The sequence below is a fragment of the Acidovorax sp. GW821-FHT10E03 genome (genome assembly GCF_059415205.1).
In genome coordinates this window covers 213,251-233,937 of the sequence record NZ_JBWKMU010000006.1, presented here as the reverse complement: position 1 = coordinate 233,937, position 20,687 = coordinate 213,251, and the positions used below count along the sequence as shown (strand labels likewise).

The 20,687-nt window shown below is 69.2% G+C and carries 14 protein-coding genes; 5 read left to right on the top strand and 9 right to left on the bottom strand.

Features of this window, described 5'->3' with window-relative positions:
• Positions 1 to 2 precede the first annotated feature (2 nt).
• The 4 genes from secF to AC07OD_RS12665 all read right to left on the bottom strand — a co-directional run bounded on the left by secF (position 3) and on the right by AC07OD_RS12665 (position 7,234).
• Complete coding sequence (gene secF / locus AC07OD_RS12680) at positions 3 to 953, bottom strand: protein translocase subunit SecF (RefSeq protein WP_218297124.1); 951 nt, start codon at positions 951 to 953, stop codon at positions 3 to 5.
• A 26-nt stretch (positions 954 to 979) separates the two neighbouring features.
• Entirely contained in the window at positions 980 to 2,863 is a 1,884-nt protein-coding gene (secD, locus tag AC07OD_RS12675; protein WP_218297125.1) for a protein translocase subunit SecD, read from the bottom strand.
• A 156-nt stretch (positions 2,864 to 3,019) separates the two neighbouring features.
• Positions 3,020 to 3,355 carry a preprotein translocase subunit YajC gene (gene yajC / locus AC07OD_RS12670; RefSeq protein ID WP_218297126.1) on the bottom strand — a complete coding sequence of 112 codons (336 nt, stop codon included), beginning with the start codon at positions 3,353 to 3,355 and terminating at the stop codon, positions 3,020 to 3,022.
• Positions 3,356 to 3,655: 300 nt separating this feature from the next.
• Positions 3,656 to 7,234 (bottom strand): indolepyruvate ferredoxin oxidoreductase family protein, encoded by a 3,579-nt coding sequence (locus AC07OD_RS12665; RefSeq protein WP_494596933.1) that lies wholly within the window; start codon positions 7,232 to 7,234, stop codon positions 3,656 to 3,658.
• Positions 7,235 to 7,424: 190 nt separating this feature from the next.
• On the opposite strand from AC07OD_RS12665, the gene AC07OD_RS12660 reads away from it, so the two are divergent.
• The 3 genes from AC07OD_RS12660 to AC07OD_RS12650 all read left to right on the top strand — a co-directional run bounded on the left by AC07OD_RS12660 (position 7,425) and on the right by AC07OD_RS12650 (position 10,369).
• The gene (locus tag AC07OD_RS12660) at positions 7,425 to 7,910 is read left to right on the top strand and encodes an Lrp/AsnC family transcriptional regulator (RefSeq protein ID WP_494596931.1); all 486 of its coding nucleotides are present in this window, start codon (positions 7,425 to 7,427) and stop codon (positions 7,908 to 7,910) included.
• 153 nt (positions 7,911 to 8,063) lie between these two features.
• Positions 8,064 to 9,803 (top strand): MFS transporter, encoded by a 1,740-nt coding sequence (locus AC07OD_RS12655; protein ID WP_218339426.1) that lies wholly within the window; start codon positions 8,064 to 8,066, stop codon positions 9,801 to 9,803.
• Between the two features lie 122 nt (positions 9,804 to 9,925).
• Positions 9,926 to 10,369, top strand: a complete 444-nt coding sequence (locus AC07OD_RS12650; RefSeq protein ID WP_255594852.1) for a hypothetical protein — start codon at positions 9,926 to 9,928, stop codon at positions 10,367 to 10,369.
• Positions 10,370 to 10,486: 117 nt separating this feature from the next.
• Here the strand turns inward: AC07OD_RS12650 and mltA are convergent, their stop codons facing one another.
• Positions 10,487 to 11,617 carry a murein transglycosylase A gene (gene mltA / locus AC07OD_RS12645; protein ID WP_369643732.1) on the bottom strand — a complete coding sequence of 377 codons (1,131 nt, stop codon included), beginning with the start codon at positions 11,615 to 11,617 and terminating at the stop codon, positions 10,487 to 10,489.
• Positions 11,618 to 11,912: 295 nt separating this feature from the next.
• Between mltA and AC07OD_RS12640 the strand changes: the two genes are divergently transcribed.
• Positions 11,913 to 12,071: a hypothetical protein gene (locus tag AC07OD_RS12640; protein ID WP_218297131.1), complete on the top strand. Its 159-nt coding sequence runs from the start codon at positions 11,913 to 11,915 to the stop codon at positions 12,069 to 12,071.
• A gap of 204 nt (positions 12,072 to 12,275) precedes the next feature.
• Positions 12,276 to 12,923, top strand: a complete 648-nt coding sequence (locus tag AC07OD_RS12635; protein ID WP_218297132.1) for a YiaD family glycine zipper/OmpA-like lipoprotein — start codon at positions 12,276 to 12,278, stop codon at positions 12,921 to 12,923.
• 42 nt (positions 12,924 to 12,965) lie between these two features.
• Here the strand turns inward: AC07OD_RS12635 and AC07OD_RS12630 are convergent, their stop codons facing one another.
• From AC07OD_RS12630 to AC07OD_RS12615, 4 genes are read right to left on the bottom strand one after another with little or no spacing between them, the layout of a single operon-like run.
• Positions 12,966 to 13,595, bottom strand: a complete 630-nt coding sequence (locus AC07OD_RS12630) for a response regulator transcription factor (protein ID WP_218297133.1) — start codon at positions 13,593 to 13,595, stop codon at positions 12,966 to 12,968.
• Positions 13,595 to 15,655, bottom strand: coding sequence for a two-component system sensor histidine kinase NtrB (locus tag AC07OD_RS12625; RefSeq protein WP_370627760.1), 2,061 nt, complete (start codon positions 15,653 to 15,655; stop codon positions 13,595 to 13,597). The genes AC07OD_RS12630 and AC07OD_RS12625 overlap by 1 nt, the downstream gene beginning before the upstream one ends.
• Positions 15,652 to 16,467, bottom strand: coding sequence for a carbon-nitrogen hydrolase family protein (locus AC07OD_RS12620; RefSeq protein WP_494597042.1), 816 nt, complete (start codon positions 16,465 to 16,467; stop codon positions 15,652 to 15,654). Before AC07OD_RS12620 ends, AC07OD_RS12625 begins: the two co-directional genes overlap by 4 nt.
• Entirely contained in the window at positions 16,467 to 20,627 is a 4,161-nt protein-coding gene (locus tag AC07OD_RS12615; protein ID WP_492254195.1) for a YhdP family protein, read from the bottom strand. Before AC07OD_RS12615 ends, AC07OD_RS12620 begins: the two co-directional genes overlap by 1 nt.
• Positions 20,628 to 20,687 lie beyond the last annotated feature (60 nt).

Sequence of the window (20,687 nt, the reverse complement as noted above, 5' to 3'; positions counted from 1 at the left end):
GTTCAGACGGTGGCCCCGGCATGGGGATCGTTCGGATCCCCATCCTTCTTCACGGGCTTGACAAGGTCTTCGCGCTTCACACCGAGCCACATGGCGATGGCCGCGGCCACGAACACGGAGGAGTAGATGCCGAACAGGATGCCGATGGTGAGCGCCAGGGCAAAGTAGTGCAGGCTCGGGCCGCCAAAGAAGAACATCGACAGCACCATGGCCTCGGTGGATGCGTGGGTGATGATCGTGCGGCTCATCGTGCTCGTGATGGCGTGGTCGATCACCTCGTGCGTCGTCATCTTGCGGTACTTGCGGAAGGCCTCGCGGATCCGGTCGAAGATCACGACCGATTCGTTGACCGAATACCCCAGCACGGCCAGCACGGCCGCCAGCACCGACAGCGAGAACTCCCACTGGAAGAACGCGAAGAAGCCCAGGATGATCACCACGTCGTGCAGGTTGGCGATGATGGCCGCCACGCCGAACTTCCACTCGAAGCGGAAGGCCAGGTAGATCACGATGCCCACCACGACCATGGCCAGCGCCATCAAGCCGCCGTGCACCAGTTCCTCGCCCACCTGCGGGCCCACGAACTCGGTGCGCCGCAGCGTGACCTCGGGGTTGGCGGCCTTGAGCGCGCCCAGTACCTGTTCGCTTTGCTGCGCCGACGTCACGCCCTTTTGCACGGGCAGCCGGATCATCACGTCGCGGGCCGTGCCGAAGTTCTGCACCTGCACGTCGGGATAGCCCAGGCCGGAGACCGTCTCGCGGACCTTGGCCAGCTCGGCCGGCTGGCTGTAGGCCACTTCCATGACCGTGCCGCCCGTGAACTCCACCGACAGGTGCAGCCCGCGCGTGAGCAGGAAGAACACGGCCAGCGCGAACGTGATGAAGGAGATCGCGTTGAAGATCAACGCGTGCTTCATGAACGGGATGTCTTTTCGAATGCGGAAAAACTCCATGATCTTTGTTCCTTGCTTGGAGTTTCTTAGTTCGTCTTGGCCACGGCGGCATCGGCGTCCGGCTTCCAGACCTGGCCGATCGACACGCTCTTGAGCTTCTTCTGGCGGCCATACCACAGGTTCACCAGGCCGCGCGAGAAGAACACGGCCGAGAACATGCTGGTCAGGATGCCGATGCAGTGCACCACGGCAAAGCCGCGCACCGGGCCGGAGCCGAAGGCCAGCAGCGCCAGGCCCGCGATCAGCGTCGTCACGTTCGAGTCCAGGATGGTCGCCCAGGCGCGCTCGTAGCCCGCATGGATGGCCGCCTGCGGCGACATGCCGGAGCGCAGTTCCTCGCGGATGCGTTCGTTGATCAGCACGTTCGAGTCGATGGCCACGCCGATGGCCAGCGCCATGGCGGCAATGCCCGGCAAGGTCAGGGTGGCCTGGAGCATCGACAGGATGGCCACCAGCAGCAGCACGTTCACGGCGAGCGCGATGCTGGAGAACACGCCGAACAGCGTGTAGTAGAAACACATGAAGACCGCGATGGCCGCCAGGCCCCAGACCACGCTGTGGATGCCGCGTTCGATGTTGTCTGCGCCCAGCGTCGGGCCGATGGTGAATTCCTCGATGATTTCCATCGGTGCGGCCAGCGAGCCCGCGCGCAGCAGCAGCGCGGTGTCGTTGGCTTCCGCCGTGGTCATGCGGCCGGAGATCTGCACCCGGCCGCCGCCGATTTCGCTGCGGATCACGGGGGCCGTCACCACCTCGCCCTTGCCCTTTTCAAACAGCACGATGGCCATGCGCTTGCCCACGTTCTCGCGCGTGATGTCGCGGAAGATGCGCGAGCCCTTGGCATCCAGCGTGAGGTTGACGGTCGGCTCCTGCGTCTGGCCGTCGAAGCCGGGCTGCGCGTCGGTCAGGTTCTCGCCGGTCAGGATGACCTGCTTCTTGACGATCACGGGCTGGCCGCTGCGCTCCAGGTAGCGTTCGGAGCCGAACGGCACGGGGCCGCGGCCAGTCTCGGCGGTGCGGGCCTCGGTGCCCTCGTCCACCATGCGCACTTCCAGCGTGGCCGTGCGGCCCAGGATGTCCTTGGCCTTGGCGGTGTCCTGCACGCCGGGCAGCTGCACCACGATGCGGTCCAGGCCCTGCTGCTGGATCACGGGCTCGGCCACGCCCAGCTCATTGATCCGGTTGTGCAGCGTGACGATGTTCTGCTTGAGGGCCTGCTCCTGCACGCGGCGCGTGGCTTCGGGCTTGATGGAGGCGCGCAGCTTGAATTCGCTGCCTTCAGGCGTGCTGGCGACCTGCAGGTCGGTGAACTGGTCCGCGATCAGGTTGCGGGCCGCCGTCAGCATGGCCTCGTCGCGCACCTTGATGTCGATGTTCTGGCCTTCGCGGCTGATGCCGCCGTGGCGGATGCTCTTGTCGCGCAGCGCGGTGCGGATGTCGCCCGCATAGGACTCGGCCTTCTTGGTCAGGGCCGCCTGCATGTCCACCTGCAGCATGAAGTGCACGCCACCGCGCAAGTCCAGGCCCAGGTACATGGGGTTGGCATGCAGGGATTTGAGCCAGACGGGCGAGCGGGACACGAGGTTCAGCGCCACGATGTACGACGGATCGCTGGCATCGGGCACCAGGGCCTTCTGGATCGCGTCCTTGGCTTTGAGCTGGGTGTCGGGCGTGTCAAAGCGCGCGCGCACCGAGTTGCCCTCCAGCGCCACGAAGTCGGGCGTGACGCCCGCGGCCTTGAGCGCTTCTTCCACCCGCTGCTGCACGGCGGTGTCCACCTTGACGGTGGCCTTGGCCGACGAAACCTGCACCGCAGGCGCTTCGCCAAAGAAATTGGGCAGGGTGTACAGGACCCCCACCAGCAGCACGATCACCAGGATCGCGTACTTCCAGACCGGATAACGGTTCATGATCGCGCTCTTATCTCAGTTGTGCATGGCGCCATGCGCCGACCCCTGCCAGGGACGCCGTGGATCTGGCTCTGCCAGTCCGGGGGCGTCGTCCCCCTCCCGCGCGGCGCGGGGGCAAGGGGAAGGCGCGCAGCGCCTCAGGGGAATGTTCATTGATTACTTGACCGAACCCTTGGGCAGGACCTGAACCACGGCGCTGCGCTGCAGCTGCACTTCGACGCCGTTGGCGATCTCGATGTGCAGGAAACCTTCGGACAGGCGCGTGACCTTGCCGACGATGCCGCCGGAGGTGGCCACTTCATCACCCTTGGCGATGGCGTCGATCATGGCGCGGTGTTCCTTCTGGCGCTTCATCTGGGGGCGGATCATGACGAAGTAGAGCACCACAAACATGAGCACCAGGGGCAGCATGCCGGTCAGCGAGGACATGATGTCGGTACCACCAGCGGCTGCGGCGGGTGCGGTTTGGGCAAAAGCGGAAGAAATAAACACGGACTGGACTCCACAACGGATGGTCAAAATTCACAAAACCCGCCAGGGGCCGGCGCGAGGGCGCCTTCCAGGGCGGAACAGGGCATTGTATGCGGCCCCCTGTGCGCGGCCCAAGGGGGAAGACCCAAGCCGCTGGCGGGTGTTTGCCGCGGGCGGGCGGTGCGCCGCGATGGCGGGAAAAAATCAGATCAAAATGGCCATTGATGCCAGCCTGTCAATCATTTGATGCTCCTGACTTGATAGTAAAAAGCCCGCGCGGTGCGCGGGCTCTTCACGACAGGGCTGCCACGGCAGCCGGCTTCACGCCGCCTGGCGCTGCGGCTGGGCGGTGGTGCCGCCGGCGCGCCACTGCGCCATCAGGCCGTCCCACTTGGGGCGTGCGGCCGACAGGTGGCGCTCCTTCACGTGGCCATAGCCCCGGATTTCCTCGGGGATGCGGGCGATCTCCACGGCCAGGGCCAGGTTGTCCGCGTTCAGGCGGGCCAGCAGCTCCTCGATGCAGGCGCGGTATTCCACGATCAGCGCGCGCTCCATGCGGCGCTCCTCGGTCTTGCCGAACACATCCAGTGCCGTGCCACGCAACCCCTTCATCTTGGCCAGCAGACCAAAGGCGCTGCGCATCCAGGGGCCGAACGGCTGCTTGACGAGTTCGCCCTTGTCGTTCTTCTTGGCCGTCATCGGAGGGGCCAGGTGGTGCACCAGCTTGTAGTCGCCTTCGAACATGTTCGCGATCTTGTCCGTGAAGGCCTTGTCGGTGTGCAGGCGCGCGACCTCGTACTCGTCCTTGTAGGCCATCAGCTTGAACAGGTAGCGGGCCACGGCCTCCGACAGGCGGGTGGTGGTGCCCAGCTTGCTTTCGGCGGCGCGCACCTTCTCTACGAAGGCCGTGTACTCGGACGCGTAGGCGGCATTCTGGTAGCCCGTGAGGAACTCCACGCGCTTGGCGATCATTTCGGTCAGCGAAGGCTTCTTGACGAACTGGATCACCTGCGCGGCCTGGAAGAGTGCCTGCACCGACGCCAGGTCGTGCGCGCAGCGGCGACCCCATTCGAAGGCGGCCTTGTTGTTGTCCACCTGCACGCCGTTCAACTCCATCGCACGCATCAGCGACGCGTAGGTCAGTGGCACGCGGCCCTTTTGCCAGGCGTAGCCCAGCATCAGCGGGTTGGTGTAGATGCTGTCGCCCAAGAGCTGCGTGGCCACCTGCTCGGCATCGAAGCTGCCCACGCCGCCGGCCCCCACGGCCGCCGCGATGGCGCTGTCGCAGTTGGCGCCCGGGAACTGCCAGTCCGGGTTGGTCACGAAGGCCGCCGTGGGCGTGCCATGCGTGTTCAGCGCCACGAAGGTGCGGCCCGGCTGCATCACGGCCAGTGTGTACTTGTGCGCGGCGACGATGGAATCGCAGCCGATCACCAGGTCGGCCTTGGCGGTGTCGACCTTGGTGGTGTAGATGGCCTCGGGCCGGTTGGCGATCTGGATGTGGCTCCAGGTGGCGCCACCCTTCTGGGCCAGGCCGCCGGCGTCTTGCGTGATGACGCCCTTGCCGTCCAGGTGCGCGGCCATGCCCAGCAGTGAGCCGATGGTGATCACGCCCGTGCCGCCCACGCCGCCGACCACGATGCCCCAGGCCGCTTCGGCCACGGGCAGCACCGGCTCAGGGATGGCCGGCAGGCTGGCCAGGTCGCCCTTCTTTTCCTTCTTGGGCTTCTTGAGCTTGCCGCCTTCCACTGTGACGAAGCTCGGGCAGAAGCCGTTCACGCACGAGTAGTCCTTGTTGCAGGTACTCTGGTTGATGCGGCGCTTGCGGCCGAATTCCGTCTCCACCGGCTCCACGCTCAGGCAGTTGGACTTGGTGGAGCAGTCGCCGCAGCCCTCGCACACCAGCTCGTTGATGACCACGGTCTTGTCGGGCGTGGCCAGGGTGCCGCGCTTTCTGCGGCGGCGCTTTTCGGTCGCGCAGGTCTGGTCGTAGATGATGACCGTGCAGCCCTTGATCTCGCGGAACTGGCGCTGCAGCGTGTCGAGCTCGTCGCGGTGGTGCACCGTCACGCCCTCGGCCAGCGCCACGCCGTCGTACTTCTGCGGCTCATCGGTCACGATGATGAGCTTGGCCACGCCCTCGGACTTCAGGCTGTTCATGATCTGCAGCACCGAGTGGCCCTCGGGCCGCTCGCCTACCTGCTGGCCGCCGGTCATGGCCACGGCGTCGTTGTAGAGCACCTTGTAGGTGATGCTGGTGCCCGCCGCGATGCTCTGGCGGATGGCCAGCAGCCCGCTGTGGAAGTAGGTGCCATCGCCCAGGTTGGCGAACACGTGCTGGTCGGTGGTGAACGGCGCCTGGCCCACCCAGGTCACGCCCTCGCCACCCATCTGCGTGAAGGTGGACGTGTTGCGGTCGGGCATCCAGTTGGCCATGTAGTGGCAGCCGATGCCGGCCACGGCGCGCGAGCCCTCGGGCACGCGGGTGCTGGTGTTGTGCGGGCAGCCGCTGCAGAACCAGGGGGCGCGCTCGCCCGTGTCCACCTTGAGCTCGGCCATGCCGCGCTCGCTCGCCTCGATGATGGCGATGCGCGAATCCATGCGCGCGATGATGTCGCTGGAGACGCCCAGCTTCTTCAGGCGCTTGGCGATCGCCTTGGCGATGATGGCCGGCGTCAGGTCGGCCTTGGCGCGCAGCAGCCAGTTCTGGCTGGGGTTGGGCATGGACCATTCGCCGCCCGTGGCATCACCCTCGGGCTCGTCGAACTTGCCCAGCACGTTGGGGCGCACGTCGGCGCGCCAGTTGTACAGCTCTTCCTTGAGCTGGTATTCGATGACCTGGCGCTTTTCCTCGACCACCAGGATCTCCTGCAGGCCCTGGGCGAAGTCGCGCGTGATGGTGGCTTCGAGCGGCCACACCACGTTGACCTTGTGCACGCGGATGCCCAGCTGACGGCAGGTGTCATCGTCCAGGCCCAGGTCCACCAGGGCCTGGCGCGTGTCGTTGTAGGCCTTGCCGCTGGCGATGATGCCGAAGCGGTCGTTTTGGCCTTCGATCACGTTGTAGTTGAGCTTGTTGGCACGCACATAGGCCAGGGCCGCGTACCACTTGTAGTCCATGAGGCGCGCTTCCTGCTCCAGCGGCGCGTCGGGCCAGCGGATGTGCAGGCCGCCGGGCGGCATCACGAAGTCCTCGGGCATCACGATCTTCACGCGGTCCGGGTCCACCGAGATGCTGCTCGAGGACTCCACCACCTCCTGGATGGTCTTCATGCCCGACCACACGCCCGAGAAGCGGCTCATGGCGAAGGCGTGCAGCCCCATGTCCAGGATTTCCTGCACGCTGCTGGGGAAGAACACCGGCGTGCCGCAGGCCTTGAAGATGTGGTCGCTCTGGTGCGCGGCCGTGCTGCTCTTGCTGATGTGGTCGTCGCCCGCAATCGCGATCACGCCGCCGTGCTTGGCGGTGCCCGCCATGTTGGCGTGCTTGAACACGTCCGAGCAGCGGTCCACGCCCGGACCCTTGCCGTACCAGATGCCGAAGACGCCGTCGAACTTCTTGGATTGGGGATACAGGTCGAGCTGCTGCGTGCCCCAGACGGCCGTCGCGCCGAGTTCCTCGTTCACGCCGGGCTGGAAGACGATGTTGTTGGCCGCCAGATGCTTCTTGGCCGCCCACAGCGCCTGGTCGTACGTGCCCAGGGGCGAGCCCCGGTAGCCGCTGATGAAACCGGCGGTGTTCAGGCCGGCCACGGCGTCGCGCTGGCGCTGCAGCATGGGCAGGCGGACCAGGGCCTGCACCCCGCTCATGAACGCCCGGCCGTGGTCCAAAGAGTATTTGTCGTCGAGCGTGACGGTTTCGAGGGCCTTGCGGATGTGCTCGGGCAGTGGGGCGTTCATGGCTATGTCTCCAATGGCTTTTTTGTGGGGCCGGGCCTTGTGGGCCCGGTCGGGGCGCAGTCCTTCCGCCCGTTTAGGGCAGCGACTCCAGTGTGCAGAGAAGTGTATGTCTGCATTGCTGATATGTCTTTGCGTTCTGTGCCGTGTTTGGGCTATTCTGAGAAAGGATCTTTCTCGGTACGGCCATTTTGTGAACACTCTCGACAAATTCGACATCGCCATCCTCAATGAGCTGCAGGCTGACGCACGCCTGACGAACGCCGAACTGTCCCAGCGCGTGGGCCTTTCGGCCGCGCCCTGCTGGCGGCGGGTGCGGGCGCTGGAGGAGCAGGGCTTCATCAAGGGCTACCGCGCCGAGATCGACCGGCACAAGATCGGCCTGGGGGTGCTGGCGTTCGTGCGGCTGGATGCCGACCGCAGCACCGGCGACCTCACGCGCGAGATGGAGGCGGCGATCGCGCGCATCCCCGAGGTGGTGGCCTGCCACTACATCAGCGGCACGGGCACCTTCGAGCTGCAGGTGGTGGCGCGCGACCTGGACAGCTTTTCGCAGTTCGCGCGCGACGTGCTGCTCAACCTGCCCAACGTGAAAGACATGCACACCAGCTTTTCGCTGGGCGAGGTCAAGGCCAGCAGCGCGCTGCCGCTCACGCACCTGGCGCGCGCCAAATCCTGATTGCTATCATTTCAATAGCTTTTGGCGCTTGCTGGGAAAGCGCCAGGTGCCCAAAATGCATCGGGCCGCCGGCCCGGGCCATGCCCCTGCACCGGCGTCGGACGCGCCGCCGGGCGCAGCGCGGCGGCAGAACCCGTCGCACAATGCGCGGACATGCCACCTTTGCCGTCCCACGAAAGCACGCGCAGCGTTGCGCCCCCGCCCCCTCCTGAACTGAGCCCGGCCCCCGAAGCGCCCGCCGACCTCGCGGCGCGTGAAGCGGCCGCGGACCGCGCGGCCCTCGCCCAGGGCACGGAAGAATCCGTGGCGGCGCGGCTCGACCACTCCGCCTCGCTCTCGCCCCTGGCGCCGCTGTCGGTGCCCGTGTTCCGCATGCTTTGGCTCACCTGGGTGGCGGCCAACACCTGCATGTGGATGAACGACGTGGCGGCCGCCTGGCTCATGACCACGCTCACCACCTCGCCCATCCTGGTGGCCCTGGTGCAGTCGGCCTCGACGCTGCCCGTGTTCCTGCTGGGCCTGCCCAGCGGTGCGCTGGCCGACATCCTGGACCGGCGGCGCTACTTCATCGCCACGCAGTTCTGGGTGGCCGCCGTGGCGCTGGTGCTGTGCGTGGCCATCATGGCGGGCGGCATGACGGCGCCGCTGCTGCTCGCGCTCACGTTCGCCAACGGCATCGGCCTGGCCATGCGCTGGCCGGTGTTCGCGGCCATCGTGCCCGAGCTGGTCAGCCGCCCGCAGCTGCCCGCGGCGCTGGCGCTCAACGGCGTGGCCATGAACGCCTCGCGCATCATCGGCCCGCTGCTGGCCGGTGCCATCATCGCCAGCGCGGGCAGCGCCTGGGTGTTCGTGCTCAACGCCGTGCTGTCCGTCATCTCGGGCCTGGTCATCATGCGCTGGAAGCGCACCCACGTGCCCAGCCCGCTCGGCCGCGAGAAGCTGCCCAGCGCCATGCGCGTGGGCCTGCAGTTCGTGCGGCAGTCGCCCAGCATGCGGGCCGTGCTGTGGCGCATCTCCATCTTCTTCCTGCACGCCACCGCGCTGCTGGCCCTGCTGCCGCTGCTGGCCCGGGGCCTGGAAGGCGGCGGCGCGGGCACCTTCACCCTGCTGCTCGCGTCCATGGGCGCGGGGGCCATCACCGCCGCCATGTTCCTGCCGCGCCTGCGCCAGGCCATGGCGCGCGACGTGCTGGTGATCCGGGGCACGCTGCTGCAGGCGGCGGCCACCGGCGTGATGGCCGTGGCCCCCAACGTGTATGTGGCCGTGCCCGCGATGTTCGTGGCCGGCATGGCGTGGATCACCACGGCCAATTCACTGAGCGTGTCGGCCCAGCTGGCGCTGCCCAACTGGGTGCGCGCGCGCGGCATGTCGATCTACCAGATGGCCATCATGGGCTCCACGGCCCTGGGTGCCGCCGTGTGGGGCCAGGTGGCCACGGTGAGCGACGTGCACGCGAGCCTGGGAATCGCCGCAGGCACCGGCGTGGTGGCCATGCTGCTGGTGCAGCGCCTGGTGGCCGACCGCAGCATGGAGGAGGACCTGAGCCCCTCGCGCGCCTTCCAGGCGCCCGTGGCCGACGTGCCGCCGGGGGCGGGGCACCTCGTGGTCACGATCGAGTATTTCATCGACCCGGCCCGCGCAGCCGAATTCCGCGCCGCCATGCAGGAAAGCCGCCGCAGCCGCCTGCGCCAGGGCGCCCTGGGCTGGCAGCTACTGCACGACATCAGCCAGCCCGCGCGGTATGTGGAGCGCATCGAGGACGAGTCGTGGACCGAGCACCTGCGGCGCTTCGACCGGGTGACGGCCTCGGACGTGGCCCTGCGCGACCGCAAGCTGGCCTTCCACGTGGGCGATGCGCCGCCGCGGGTGACGCGGTGGACGGTGGAGCCGTAGGGCGCCAGGGCCCCGGGGGCGGGCAGCCCTGCAGCGCGGGGCGCCAGGGACGATGCCTCTACCATCGCGGGATGCCTTGCAAAGGCCCGCCCCAGCCCCTGACCTTGCACGTTGACCTCCCTATGAAGTGCTTCACGCGTTCCAGCTTCCTCTCCCTTGCGCTCGCGGCCTCCTGGGCCTGCGCGGCGGCCCCCGACCCCTCCCTGCTCGGCTGCTGGCGCGCCGCCAGGATCGTGCTGACCGCCCCGGATGGCGAAAAGGCCGAAGACACCTCCGGCCGCTGCACCCTGCAATTCAAGGCGGACCAGTTCGAATCCACCTGCAAGACCACCAGCGGGACGGCCACCACCACGTACCGGTATCAGGTCGTCCGCCCCCGGGTGTATGCGGCCACCATGGCGGGCAGCACCTTCAGGACGGAGATGGTGGGCTCGACGCGCGAGTACGAGTACCGCATCGAAGGCGATCAACTGCACACCGTGACCGTGCCGCCGGCCATGGCGTTCGCGGCGGCCGCTGCGGCCCAGCGGGTGGAAACCGATGCGGCGCGGGTGCCGTGCCCGTGAACGGGGCCGCCAGCCGCGGGGCGTTGGGGCACAGGGACACTTGAAGAAAATGCTCCTGATTCAATAGCTTTCAGCGCTTTTCCAATAAGGGCTGGAAGCTAAAATGACTTAAAAAAATCACCGGGGCCACAGCGCCCACAGCCGCAGGTTCTGCTTCAGGCGCCCGGCGATGTCGCCCGCCTCCGGTCCCCAGCCCGTGAAGAAGTCCGCGCGCACCGCGCCCAGGATGGCGCTGCCGGTGTCCTGGGCCATCACCATGCGGTTGAGCTGCACCTGCGGCCCGCTGGACGCGAGCCACACGGGCGTGCCGTAGGGAATGCTCTGGCGGTCCACGGCGATGGAGCGGCCGGGGGTGAGCGGCACGCCCTGCGCGCCGCGCGGGCCAAAGCCCGCGTCCAGCGGGCTCAGCGGCTCCTCGCGGAAGAACACGTAGCGCGGGTTGGTCCACATCAGCTCATTCGTGCGCTGGGGGTTGGCGGCCAGCCAGGCGCGGATGCCGGGCCAGGTGGCGTCGCGGGTGTAGCCCTGGTCCAGCAGCCAGCGGCCGATGCTCTGGTAGGGCTGGTCGTTGGTGCCCGCGTAGGCCACGCGCACCAGCGACACCGTGCCGTCCGCCTCGGCGATGCGCAGGCGGCCCGAGCCCTGGATGTGCAGCACCATCGATTCGACCGGGTCGCGCAGCCAGGCGATGGCCCGGCCGGCCAGCGCGGCCTGGGCCTCGGGCAGTGTCTCGATCTGCTGGCGCGTGTACCAGGGCTTGCGCGTCCCGAGCCCGGCGGGCACGCGGTAGACCGGCACGTTGAAACCGTTGCCGGGCTGGCGGGAGCCCTCCATCATCGGCTCGTAGTAGGCCGTTAGCAGGCCGTCGGGGTTGCCGTCGGTCGCCTCCACGCGGTAGGGCTGCAGCCGCGCGATGAGCCAGGCGCGTTGCTCCTCACCTGTGGCGATGCTCAGCTGGCGCACGTCGCTGCACAGCGAGGTGAAGGGCGGCGCGGGCCGCTCGCAGCTCTTGATCCAGGCGTTCCAGGCCTCGTGCAGCGCGTCTTCGGTGAAGCCGGGCAGCTCGGCCCAGCGCACGGGCACCCAGCGGCTCTTAGGCTGGGACATCGGCGGGGGCAGCGGGCCGGTGTCGCCCGGCAGAACCACCGCGCCGGGCGGCAGGGGCGCCGGGATGGCCGGGGGGCGGGAGGGGCTTGCGGGCGGTGGGCTCGAGCAGGCGGCCAGCGTTCCTACAATCAGTGCCGTCAATACAAGGCCTAGAAGGTGTTTGCGATCATGCCGTGGCCGTGTTGGAGTGCCTTCGGGATGAGTGGATGGCTCGGATGCGCCGCAGGGGCTCGCGCTTGTGCAAGCAGCCGGGGCGTCCCATCGCCCGCTTTCACTCCAGCCCGAAGGGCCGAGGGCTTTGCGGTCGGTCTGCTGCGTTGCGGCGCTTGCCAATAGCGGGGCCATGGGCCGCAGACCGCGCCTTGTATCCCATCCCGCAAAGGCCTCTGCGCGGCCACGGGGTGACCGTAAATACGTTCTTGGGAGTGTCAATTTCATGGGGCTGATTTTGCTTGAAGCGCTGCTCGCGCTGGTGCTGCTGGTCGCCATCGTCTGGTGGACCATGTTCTCAGGCCGCAAGGGTGGTGAGCTGCAGCAGCCCCCGAAGGATTCCCCGCCGCCGCCCCCCGCCCCTCCACCGCCCCCGGCGCAGTGACTTGGCATGCGCGCGGGGCGCGGGCGCCAGGCGGTGCCGTCCTACAGCCAGGGTGCCGCTGTGCCGATGGCGCCCGTGTCCGCCCGCGGCCACGATGGCGTTGAGCTGGGCGCACCCGAGGCCGGGGCCAAGGACAGGCCACACGGCACGCGAACGGAACTCCCGAAGCGCCCAGCTCCAACGAATCTTTCAAGGAGCACCACCATGCGCAAACACATTCTTCTCGGCGCCACCGCCGTCATCGTCCTGGCCACAGGCTGCGCCAGCATGGACGACACCCAGCGCCGTACCGCCACAGGGGCCGGCGTGGGCGCGCTGGCCGGCGCCGTCATCGGCTCCGCCACCGGCGGCAGCGCCGGCACGGGGGCGGTCGTGGGCGCGGGCGTGGGGGCGCTGGGCACCTACATCTGGTCGCAGAACATGGAGCGGCAAAAGCGCGAGATGGAGCGTGCGACCCAGGGCACCGGCATCGCCGTGACACAGACAGCCGACAACCAGCTCATGCTCAACATCCCGAGCGACATCTCGTTCGCCGTGGGCCGCTCGGACATCCAGCCCAACTTTGCCCCGGTGCTCGACCAGTTCGCTGCCGGCCTGCGCAACAACCCCAACACCGATGTGCGCATCGTGGGCCACACGGACAACACCGGCAGCGACGCCATCAACAACCCGCTCTCGGTGGACCGCGCCGCCAGCACGCGCAGCTACCTCACGGCACGGGGCGTGGACGGGCGCCGCATCGCCATCGATGGCATGGGCGAGCGCTACCCGATCGCCACCAACGACTCGGCCGATGGCCGCGCCCGCAACCGGCGGGTGGAAATCTTCGTGGGTGAGCGCCCGCGCGGCTAGCGGCTAGCCGCCGCACCCCGGCGCGCGGGCGCGGGGGCCGGCCTACTGCCCCGTGCGCAGCAGGTTGGCCAGCTCCACCGCCGACTTGACCTGCATCTTGTCGAACACCCGCGAGCGGTGCACTTCCACCGTGCGCACGCTGATGTCCAGCTGGTCGGCGATCAGTTTGTTGGGCAGGCCCGCCACCACCAGGTCCATCACATCGCGCTCGCGCTCCGTCAGGTCCGCGAGCCGCACCTGCAGGTCGCTGCGCTCGCGCAGCTGCGCCAGCCGCTCCGCCGACTGCGCCAGCGCCTGCTCGATCCGGTCCACCAGGGCATTGTCGGAAAAGGGCTTCTCGCAAAAATCGAAGGCGCCCCGCTTGACCGTGTCCACGGCCGTGGGCACGTCGGCGTGGCCCGTGAGGAAGATCACCGGCATGGTGGCCAGGTCGCCACGCACGGCGAGCAGGTCGAACAGCGCCAGTCCGCTCATGCCGGGCATGCGCACGTCCAGCAGCAGGCAGCAGGGCTGGCGCTGCGCCGGGCGGCTTTGCAGCATGGCATCAAAGGCCTCGGCGCTGTCGAACGATTCGCTCGGGAGCCGGCGCGAGCGCAGCAGCCAGGCCAGGGCCTCGCGCACGCTGGCGTCGTCGTCCACGATGTACACGGTGGCGTTGGATACGGGTTCCATCAGGTGTCAGGCGAAGGTTGGGGAACGGGCAGCGTGAAGGTAAAGACCGTACCACGCGGCTCGTGGGGGGCAAATCCGAGAAAACCACCGTGCTGCTCGATCACCGTGCGGCACATCGAGAGGCCCAGGCCCATGCCTTCGGCGCGGGTGGTGAAGAAGGGCGTGAAGAGTTTTTTCGCCACGTCCGCCGCGATGCCGGTTCCGAGGTCCGTCACCGCGAACTCGATCCATCCGCTGTGCTGGTTCGAGGCGGCTCGCCGCACGCGGATGTCGAGCACGCGCGTGGGAATGGCGGGGTCGTCCATGGCCTGCATGGCGTTGCGCGCCAGGTTGAGCAGCACCTGCTCGACCATGGTGCGGTCGCACAGGACGGGGGGCAGGTTCGGCTCCACCGTGGTGTTCACCCGCACGGCCAGCTTGCGCGCCTGCAGGCTCACCAGCGGGAGGATGGCGTCGAGCAGCTGGCGCGCCTGCACGGCCTCCCGCGCCTGGTCGCGGCGGCGCACGAAGTCGTGCACGCTCTTGATCACCTTGCCCGCGCGCTCGGCCTGCCGCGCGATGTGCTGCATGGCCATGCGCACGTCCTGCAGCTGCTCCGCGTTGGGTGCGGCGCCCGCCGGGCTTCCCGCCTGGGGCGCCGGCGCCTCCAGCAGGTTGATGGAGCCCGTGGCGTAGCTGGAGATGGCGGCCAGGGGCTGGTTGAGTTCGTGGCTCAGCAGCGAGGCCATCTCGCCCACGGTGGCCAGCCGGGCGGTGGCCTGCAGCCGCTCTTGCGAGGCACGCGAAAGCTCCTCTACCCGCCGCTGTTCGCTGATGTCGAGGAACGCGCTCATCCATCCCGTGTGCAGGCCCTGGGCGTTGATGAGCGGGGCCTCGATGATGAGCACCGGAAAGCGCGTGCCGTCCTTGCGCATGAATTCGGACTCGAACCCCTCGCGTGGCGGCATGGTGCCCGCGAAGCGGATGGCCTGGCGCTGGCGGTACTCCTCCACGCGCTCGGGCGGCCAGTAGGGTGCGGTCACGCTCTGGCCCAGCAGTTCCGGGGCGCTGAACCCCACCATGGCGCAGAACGCCGGGTTCACATAGGTGATGCGGCCTTCCAGGTCGCGGGCGCGCAGGCCCGTGACCAGCGAGTCCTCCATCGCCTTGCGGAATGCCAGCGCGTCGGCCAGGTCGCGCTCGGCGCGCAGGCGCCGGCGGTTGTCGCGCACCAGCACCACCATCACGGTGACCAGCGCGATCGACATGGCGGTGACCAGCGCGGTCAATACATTGGGGAACAGGCTGGGCGCGCTGTGCCAGGTGTCCATGCGCAGCACCAGCGTGCTGCCGGGCAGATCCAGCAGGTGCGTGGCCGTGAACATGCGCGAGCCCCGGCGCGCGGCGCCCAGCACGGCCAGCCGGGTGCCGTCGGCCTCGGTGAAGGAGGCCTCCTGGCTGCGCGTGAGGTTGTGCGCCACCAGGTTGATCAGCACGTCCTGCAGGGCGTAGGTGGCCACGAGGAAGCCCGTGCTGCGCCCCCCCGAGCTCAGGGGCAGGCACAGCTCCATCATTTCCGAGCCCAGCCCGTCGCCGTGCGGCTGGAAGTAGCTGCTGGAATAGGCGGGGCTGCTCAGGCGGCGCGCGTTGGCGCAGGCAATGGCGGCGTCGGACTGGTTGCCTTCGCGCAGCCGCGCGTCCCAGGCCACGGGGCGGTAGGGCGACTGGGCATGCGTGCGCACCCGCAGGCTGGTATCCCGCCACTCGATGCGCACCAGCTCGCGCCGGTTGCGCAGCAGCTCCGAGGCATCCACTTCCCAGGCGAGCTGGCCCGGGTCGCCCGCGTGCAGCGCCTGCAGGCTCTGCAGGTTGCGCGTGAGCGCCACGCGGATGTCGGACACCGCGTCGGCCGTGTCGCGCTCCAGGCGGGACTGCACCTGGCTGGCCTCGTACCGCCCCGCAAGCCACACCATGGTGGCGAGCATGGAGATCACGAGCAGTACCAGCAGGGTCCACAGCGACCAGCGCCGCCATGCGCCCCGCCAGCGCCTGAAAAGTGTGCGCTGCTGCGGGATCTTCACAGGACGCGGTGCGACAGGGAGGGAAGCTGCAGGCGCACGTCGCGCAGGCGCTGCGCGTCGACCACGCCCGACACCACGCCCGCCTGCTGGTCCTGCTCGGCCAGGATGGTGCCCCAGGGGTCCACCAGCATGCTGTGGCCCCAGGTGTGCCGGCCGTTCTCGTGCACGCCGCCCTGGGCGGGGGCCAGCACGTACGCCAGGTTCTCCACGGCGCGGGCGCGCAGCAGCACCTCCCAGTGCGCCTGGCCGGTGGTGTGGGTGAACGCGCTGGGCACGAGCAGGAGGTCCGCTCCGGCGCTGGCATGCAGGCGGTACAGCTCGGGGAAGCGCAGGTCATAGCACACGGAAAGGCCCACCCGCCAGCGGTGGCCGTCGCGCGATGGCAGCTCGAACTGCACGGGCGTGCCACCGGCCTCGATGACCCGGCCTTCGTGGTACTGCTCGCGGCCGTTGTCGAAGTAAAAGAGGTGGATCTTGTCGTAGCGTGCCACGCAGCCGCCCGTGGGGTCGAACACCAGGGTGGTGTTGCGCACCCGGTCCGGCGCGGAGGTCTGCAGCGGCAAGGTGCCGCCCACCACCCACATCCGCAGGTCGCGCGCCGCGCTGGCCAGGAAATCCTGAATCCGGCCTTCGCCCAGGGTCTCGCGCAGCGCGAGCTTGTCGGTGTCCTTGTGCCCCATCGCGCAGAAGTACTCGGGCAGCACCGCCAGCTCGGCGCCGGTGCCGGCCGCCTGCTCCAGCAGCGTGCGCGCGGCGCGCAGGTTGTCTTCCAGGCGGGTGCCCGACACCATCTGGATCGCGGCGACTTTCATCATGAGGCTTCTCCGGTTCTGGCGGGGCTGGTGCGGGGCGCTGCGTCGCTGGCGGGGCCCGGCTCGCGCCCGCGGCGGGGGACGCGCACGACGCGCGGGTCTGTCCAGGTGCCGTCGATGCGGAACTCCTGCGTGGCGGCCTCGATGAGCGGTCCGCGCAGGAACACCTGGGCCAGGAAGCTGCCCAGGCCGATCACGGGGTTGATGGCGGTGGCCACCAGCGATGCCGTCATGGCATTGATCTCGGGCACCACCACCACGCGCAGATCCTGGGTCTCGTGGTCGATGTTGGCGCTGCCCTCCATCAGCACGGCGGCATTCACGCCCTTCATCTGCAGGTTGTTCGTGGTGGCCACGCCCTGCTCGATGCGCACGTCGCCGCGCACGAAGTCGAACGCGAAGCCTTCGCTGAACACGTCGCGGAAATCGAGCGTGAGGCGCCGCGGCAGCGACTGCAGGCTGAGCACGCTGAGCAGCTTGGCCAGGCCCGGCTCGGCCTTGAGGAACTGGCCTGCTTCGATGTTCACGTTGATCTGGCCCGTCATGGACCGGTAGTCCGGGCTGAAGGGCGCGCCCATCCAGGCCACCTGGCCCTCCATGCGTCCCTTGCCGCGCCGCACCACGCCCGGCATGCCCATGCGCCCCAGCAGGTCGCCGGAGTCGCGGATGTCCAGCCTGAAATTGAGCACCGTGCGCCGGTCGGGGGTGCGCGGCCCGCCTCCCGCGGCATTCATCACCGCCCAGTTGCCGTTGGCGGTGAAATTCGCCTCGGGGGCGGTGATGTTGAATTTGGAGAGGCGCCATTCGCGCTGCGCGCCGTCGCCGCCGCGGTTCTGCGCTTCGATCTCCACGCGCCCCAGCCGCTTGCCGCGCAACTCGAAGTCGTCCACCACGATGTCCAGCGCGGGCAGGGCTCCGGGCTGTTCATCCAGCAGCGCTTCGACCTGGTTCACATCGCTTTGCGGCATGTTCACGCGGGACAGCCGTGCGAACAGGCGCCCGTTGGGCTGGTCGGCGGCGCCGGGCTGGCGGTATTCCAGGTAGCCGTTGAGTTCGGTGGCATCGAGGTTGGCGCGCCAGGTGGTGCCGTCGCGCAGGGCCCCGGCCACGATGTTGTGCAGCGTCCGGCCCTGGAGGGTGAGCTCGCGCGCGCGCAGGGCCAGCGTGGTGGGCAGGTAGTCCTGCGCCAGGCTGTGCGCGCTGGCCGGGGCCGCGGCGGCCGGCGCGCGCGCGGCGGTTTCCACGCGGGAGGTGGCCTGCGTCAGCACGTCCTCCCAGGCATCCACATCCAGCTTGCCCTGGTTGATGTTGGCGGCCACGCCCTGGGCGGGCATGGGGGCCGATTCGCCACCCGACAGGCCGACGCCGATGGTGCCCCGCAGCACCCGGGCCTGGGGTCCGCTGATATCGCGCACGTACACGGCCGAACCCAGCGCGCCCAGGTCCACCGTGACCTGGTCGCGCAGGGGCGGGGCGTCGGCACCGCTCCCGTGCCCGGCCTGGGTCACGCCGGCCAGGGATTCGCGCGCCACCTGGGTTTCAAAGCGCAGGGGCAGGCTGGTCTCCGCGGTCTTGCCCAGCGGCGGCGGGAGCGCCAGCGCCAGCCCCTGCAGGCTGGTCGTTACCTGCACCTCCGGCACGCCCCGGCGAAACGCCAGCGTCATGGCGTACGGCGTGCTGCCCGTGGCGTGGCGCGCCAGCTGCGAGAGCATGCCCAGCTGCGGCGCCTGCTGCAGCCCTTCGGCCGTCGCGGTGCCCTGGGCGCGCACCTGCACGGCCGACTCGGCCGCCGGCGCGTGGGCCGGCAGCGCGCGCATGCCGCCTTCCAGCTTGACGCTGCCACCCAGCGCCTGCGCCTGCACGGCGTTGAGCGAGAAGCCGCCCTCGGTGAACTGCACCACGCCCCGCACGCGGCTCAGCGCGGGGGTGTCGGGCGTGATGCGCAGTTCGTTGCCGGCCAGCGTGACGCTGCCCTGGACCTTGGACTTGTTGATGTCGCTGATGGGCAGGGACAGGCGCAGCTGGAAGTCCGCATTGCCCGTGCCGCTGGCCTGATCGAGCGCGTTGCCGGTCATGCGGCCCAGGGGCGATGTGCCCATGAGCGCGAGCAGTTCGGGCAGCGGCCCCCGGGCGTCGGCGCTGACGCTGACCACGGTGTGGGCCAGGTCGGGGATGCGGGCATCCACCTTGGACAGGCGCAGGCCCTGGCGCCCCGCGAAGCTGCCGGTGGCGCCGCGCACCTGCATGGACGAGCGCTCGAAGATCAGCTCGCCGCCCAGTTCCGTCAGCGCGGGCCAGGGCAGGGTGCCCGCCGGCTGCAGGCTGGGGGGCACGTAGGCGTAGGTCACGTCCTTGACGCGCGCGGCGATGCGGAATTCGCCCTGCCTGGGGTCGTTGAACGGCAGGTGGTGCAGGTCGCCCTTCACGCGGAACTGCACGTTGCTGGCGCTGCCCGCGACGACCGCGTCGCGCACATAGTGGCGCGAATCCGCCGGAATGGACAGCGGCAGGTAGCGGTGCACGCGGGTGCCGTCGGCGCGGTGCAGCGTGCCGGTGAGATCCAGCACGCCGGGAAACCGCGACTGGTGCGGCACCTTGGCCGCATCGCTCGTGTGCCAGGTCGCCCGTGCCTCGCCCTGCGCGTCGGCGTTGGCGAACTGCACGTCGTTGGCCTGCACCGCGATGCGGCTGCCCTCGAGCTGCCAGCGCACGTCGGCGCTGAGCCGGTCCAGGGGCAGCACCGGGTCCTCGAACACGCCGGGCAGCACCAGGGCGCCCGAGGCGATGGTCAGGGCCGCCTTGCCCCCTCCCTGGGTCATGTCCACGTCCACCGTGGCCCCGCGCAGGCCCAGGTGGGCGGTGGCCCCGGCGGAGGTATCGCCGGCCAGCGCGAGGCCGCGGATGCGCCCGCGCAGCTGGTACTGCTGCAGGTTGTCCAGGGGGCCTTTCCAGGTGGCCTGGATCTCATCCACCAGGCCTTGCGGCGCGTAGGTGCGGACCGCATCGTGCGCCGTGGCCCCCAGCGGCAGGCGGCTCGCGATCTGCGCGAGCGCGGCCAGGTCCAGGCGGTCCGCGCGGAACTCGCCCTGGGCGGGCACCTTGCCCGCGGCGGCCGTGTGGAGCAGCCGCAAATTGCCGCCCGGCCAGGTCAGTCCGTCATCGGTCTGGAACAGCAGGCCCTGGGTTGAAAACTCGAAACCCCCGTTCAGCCGGCGGCCGCCGAGACGCCCCTGGATCGAGGGCAGCACCAGCGCCTGCAAATCGGGGCCCAGCTTCGCGTTGACGTCGGCCAGCGCCAGGTCGGCCGTGCCGCCCACGATCTGCCCGCGCTGCACGTCGGCCCAGGCGCGCAGCGCGCCACGGCCGTGGGCCACCTCCACGCCCACGTCGGCGTGGTGGCGCAGCCGCGAGACGTCCACCCGCGCGAAATCGGCAAACACCTGCCCGTTCCAGTGCTTCCAGTTGCCGTCGCGTGCGCTCAGCAGAGGCGCGCGGAACAGCCCCACCACCGTGAAGCGGTCGCCCCAGGCCTCCGGCGGGGTGGCGTCCAGCCGCAGGTGGTGGTGCCAGTTGCCATTGCGCAGCAGAAGGTCCACCTTCTCCAGGGCAAGCTCGGGGGCACCCCGCTGCTCGTCGGTCCAGCGCACCGTGCCATTGCGGATGAACACTTCGCCCTGCGAGAACAGCCAGTCGGCCGCGGCGTTGTCCTCGCCCTGCTGCTGGGAAAAGTCCAGGCCCGCCACCTGGATGCGCCCGTCGGCGGTGCGCCGCGCCTCCAGCTCGGGCCCTTCAATGTAGAGCTGCTCGAAACCCCCGTTGAGCAAGGAGCGGGGCGACAGCGCCACGACCACGCGCGGCAGGCGCAGCGCGGAACGGCCCGCGGCGTCCAGCAGCGCGACATCCGAGAGTTCGACCGATGGGATCAGGCCCTCCGTGTGCGCCGCGATGGCCCCGATCCGCACCGGAACCCCCAGGGCCCGTGCGGCATGTGCCTCCAGCTGCGGGCGGAAATCGCCGATTCGCGGCACAATCCAGCCATGAAGTGCCCCCCACGCGATGGCCAGCAGCAGCCAGAAGGCCAGCAGCAAACCCAGCGACCACCGCGCGAGACCTGCCACGAATTTCAGCAGGCGGGTGGGGTGCGTGGTGGGAGCGATCATGGTGGGATTGAATGTGGCAGGAATTATGACCCGCGGCCTTAGCGCGGGTTCACTACAAAC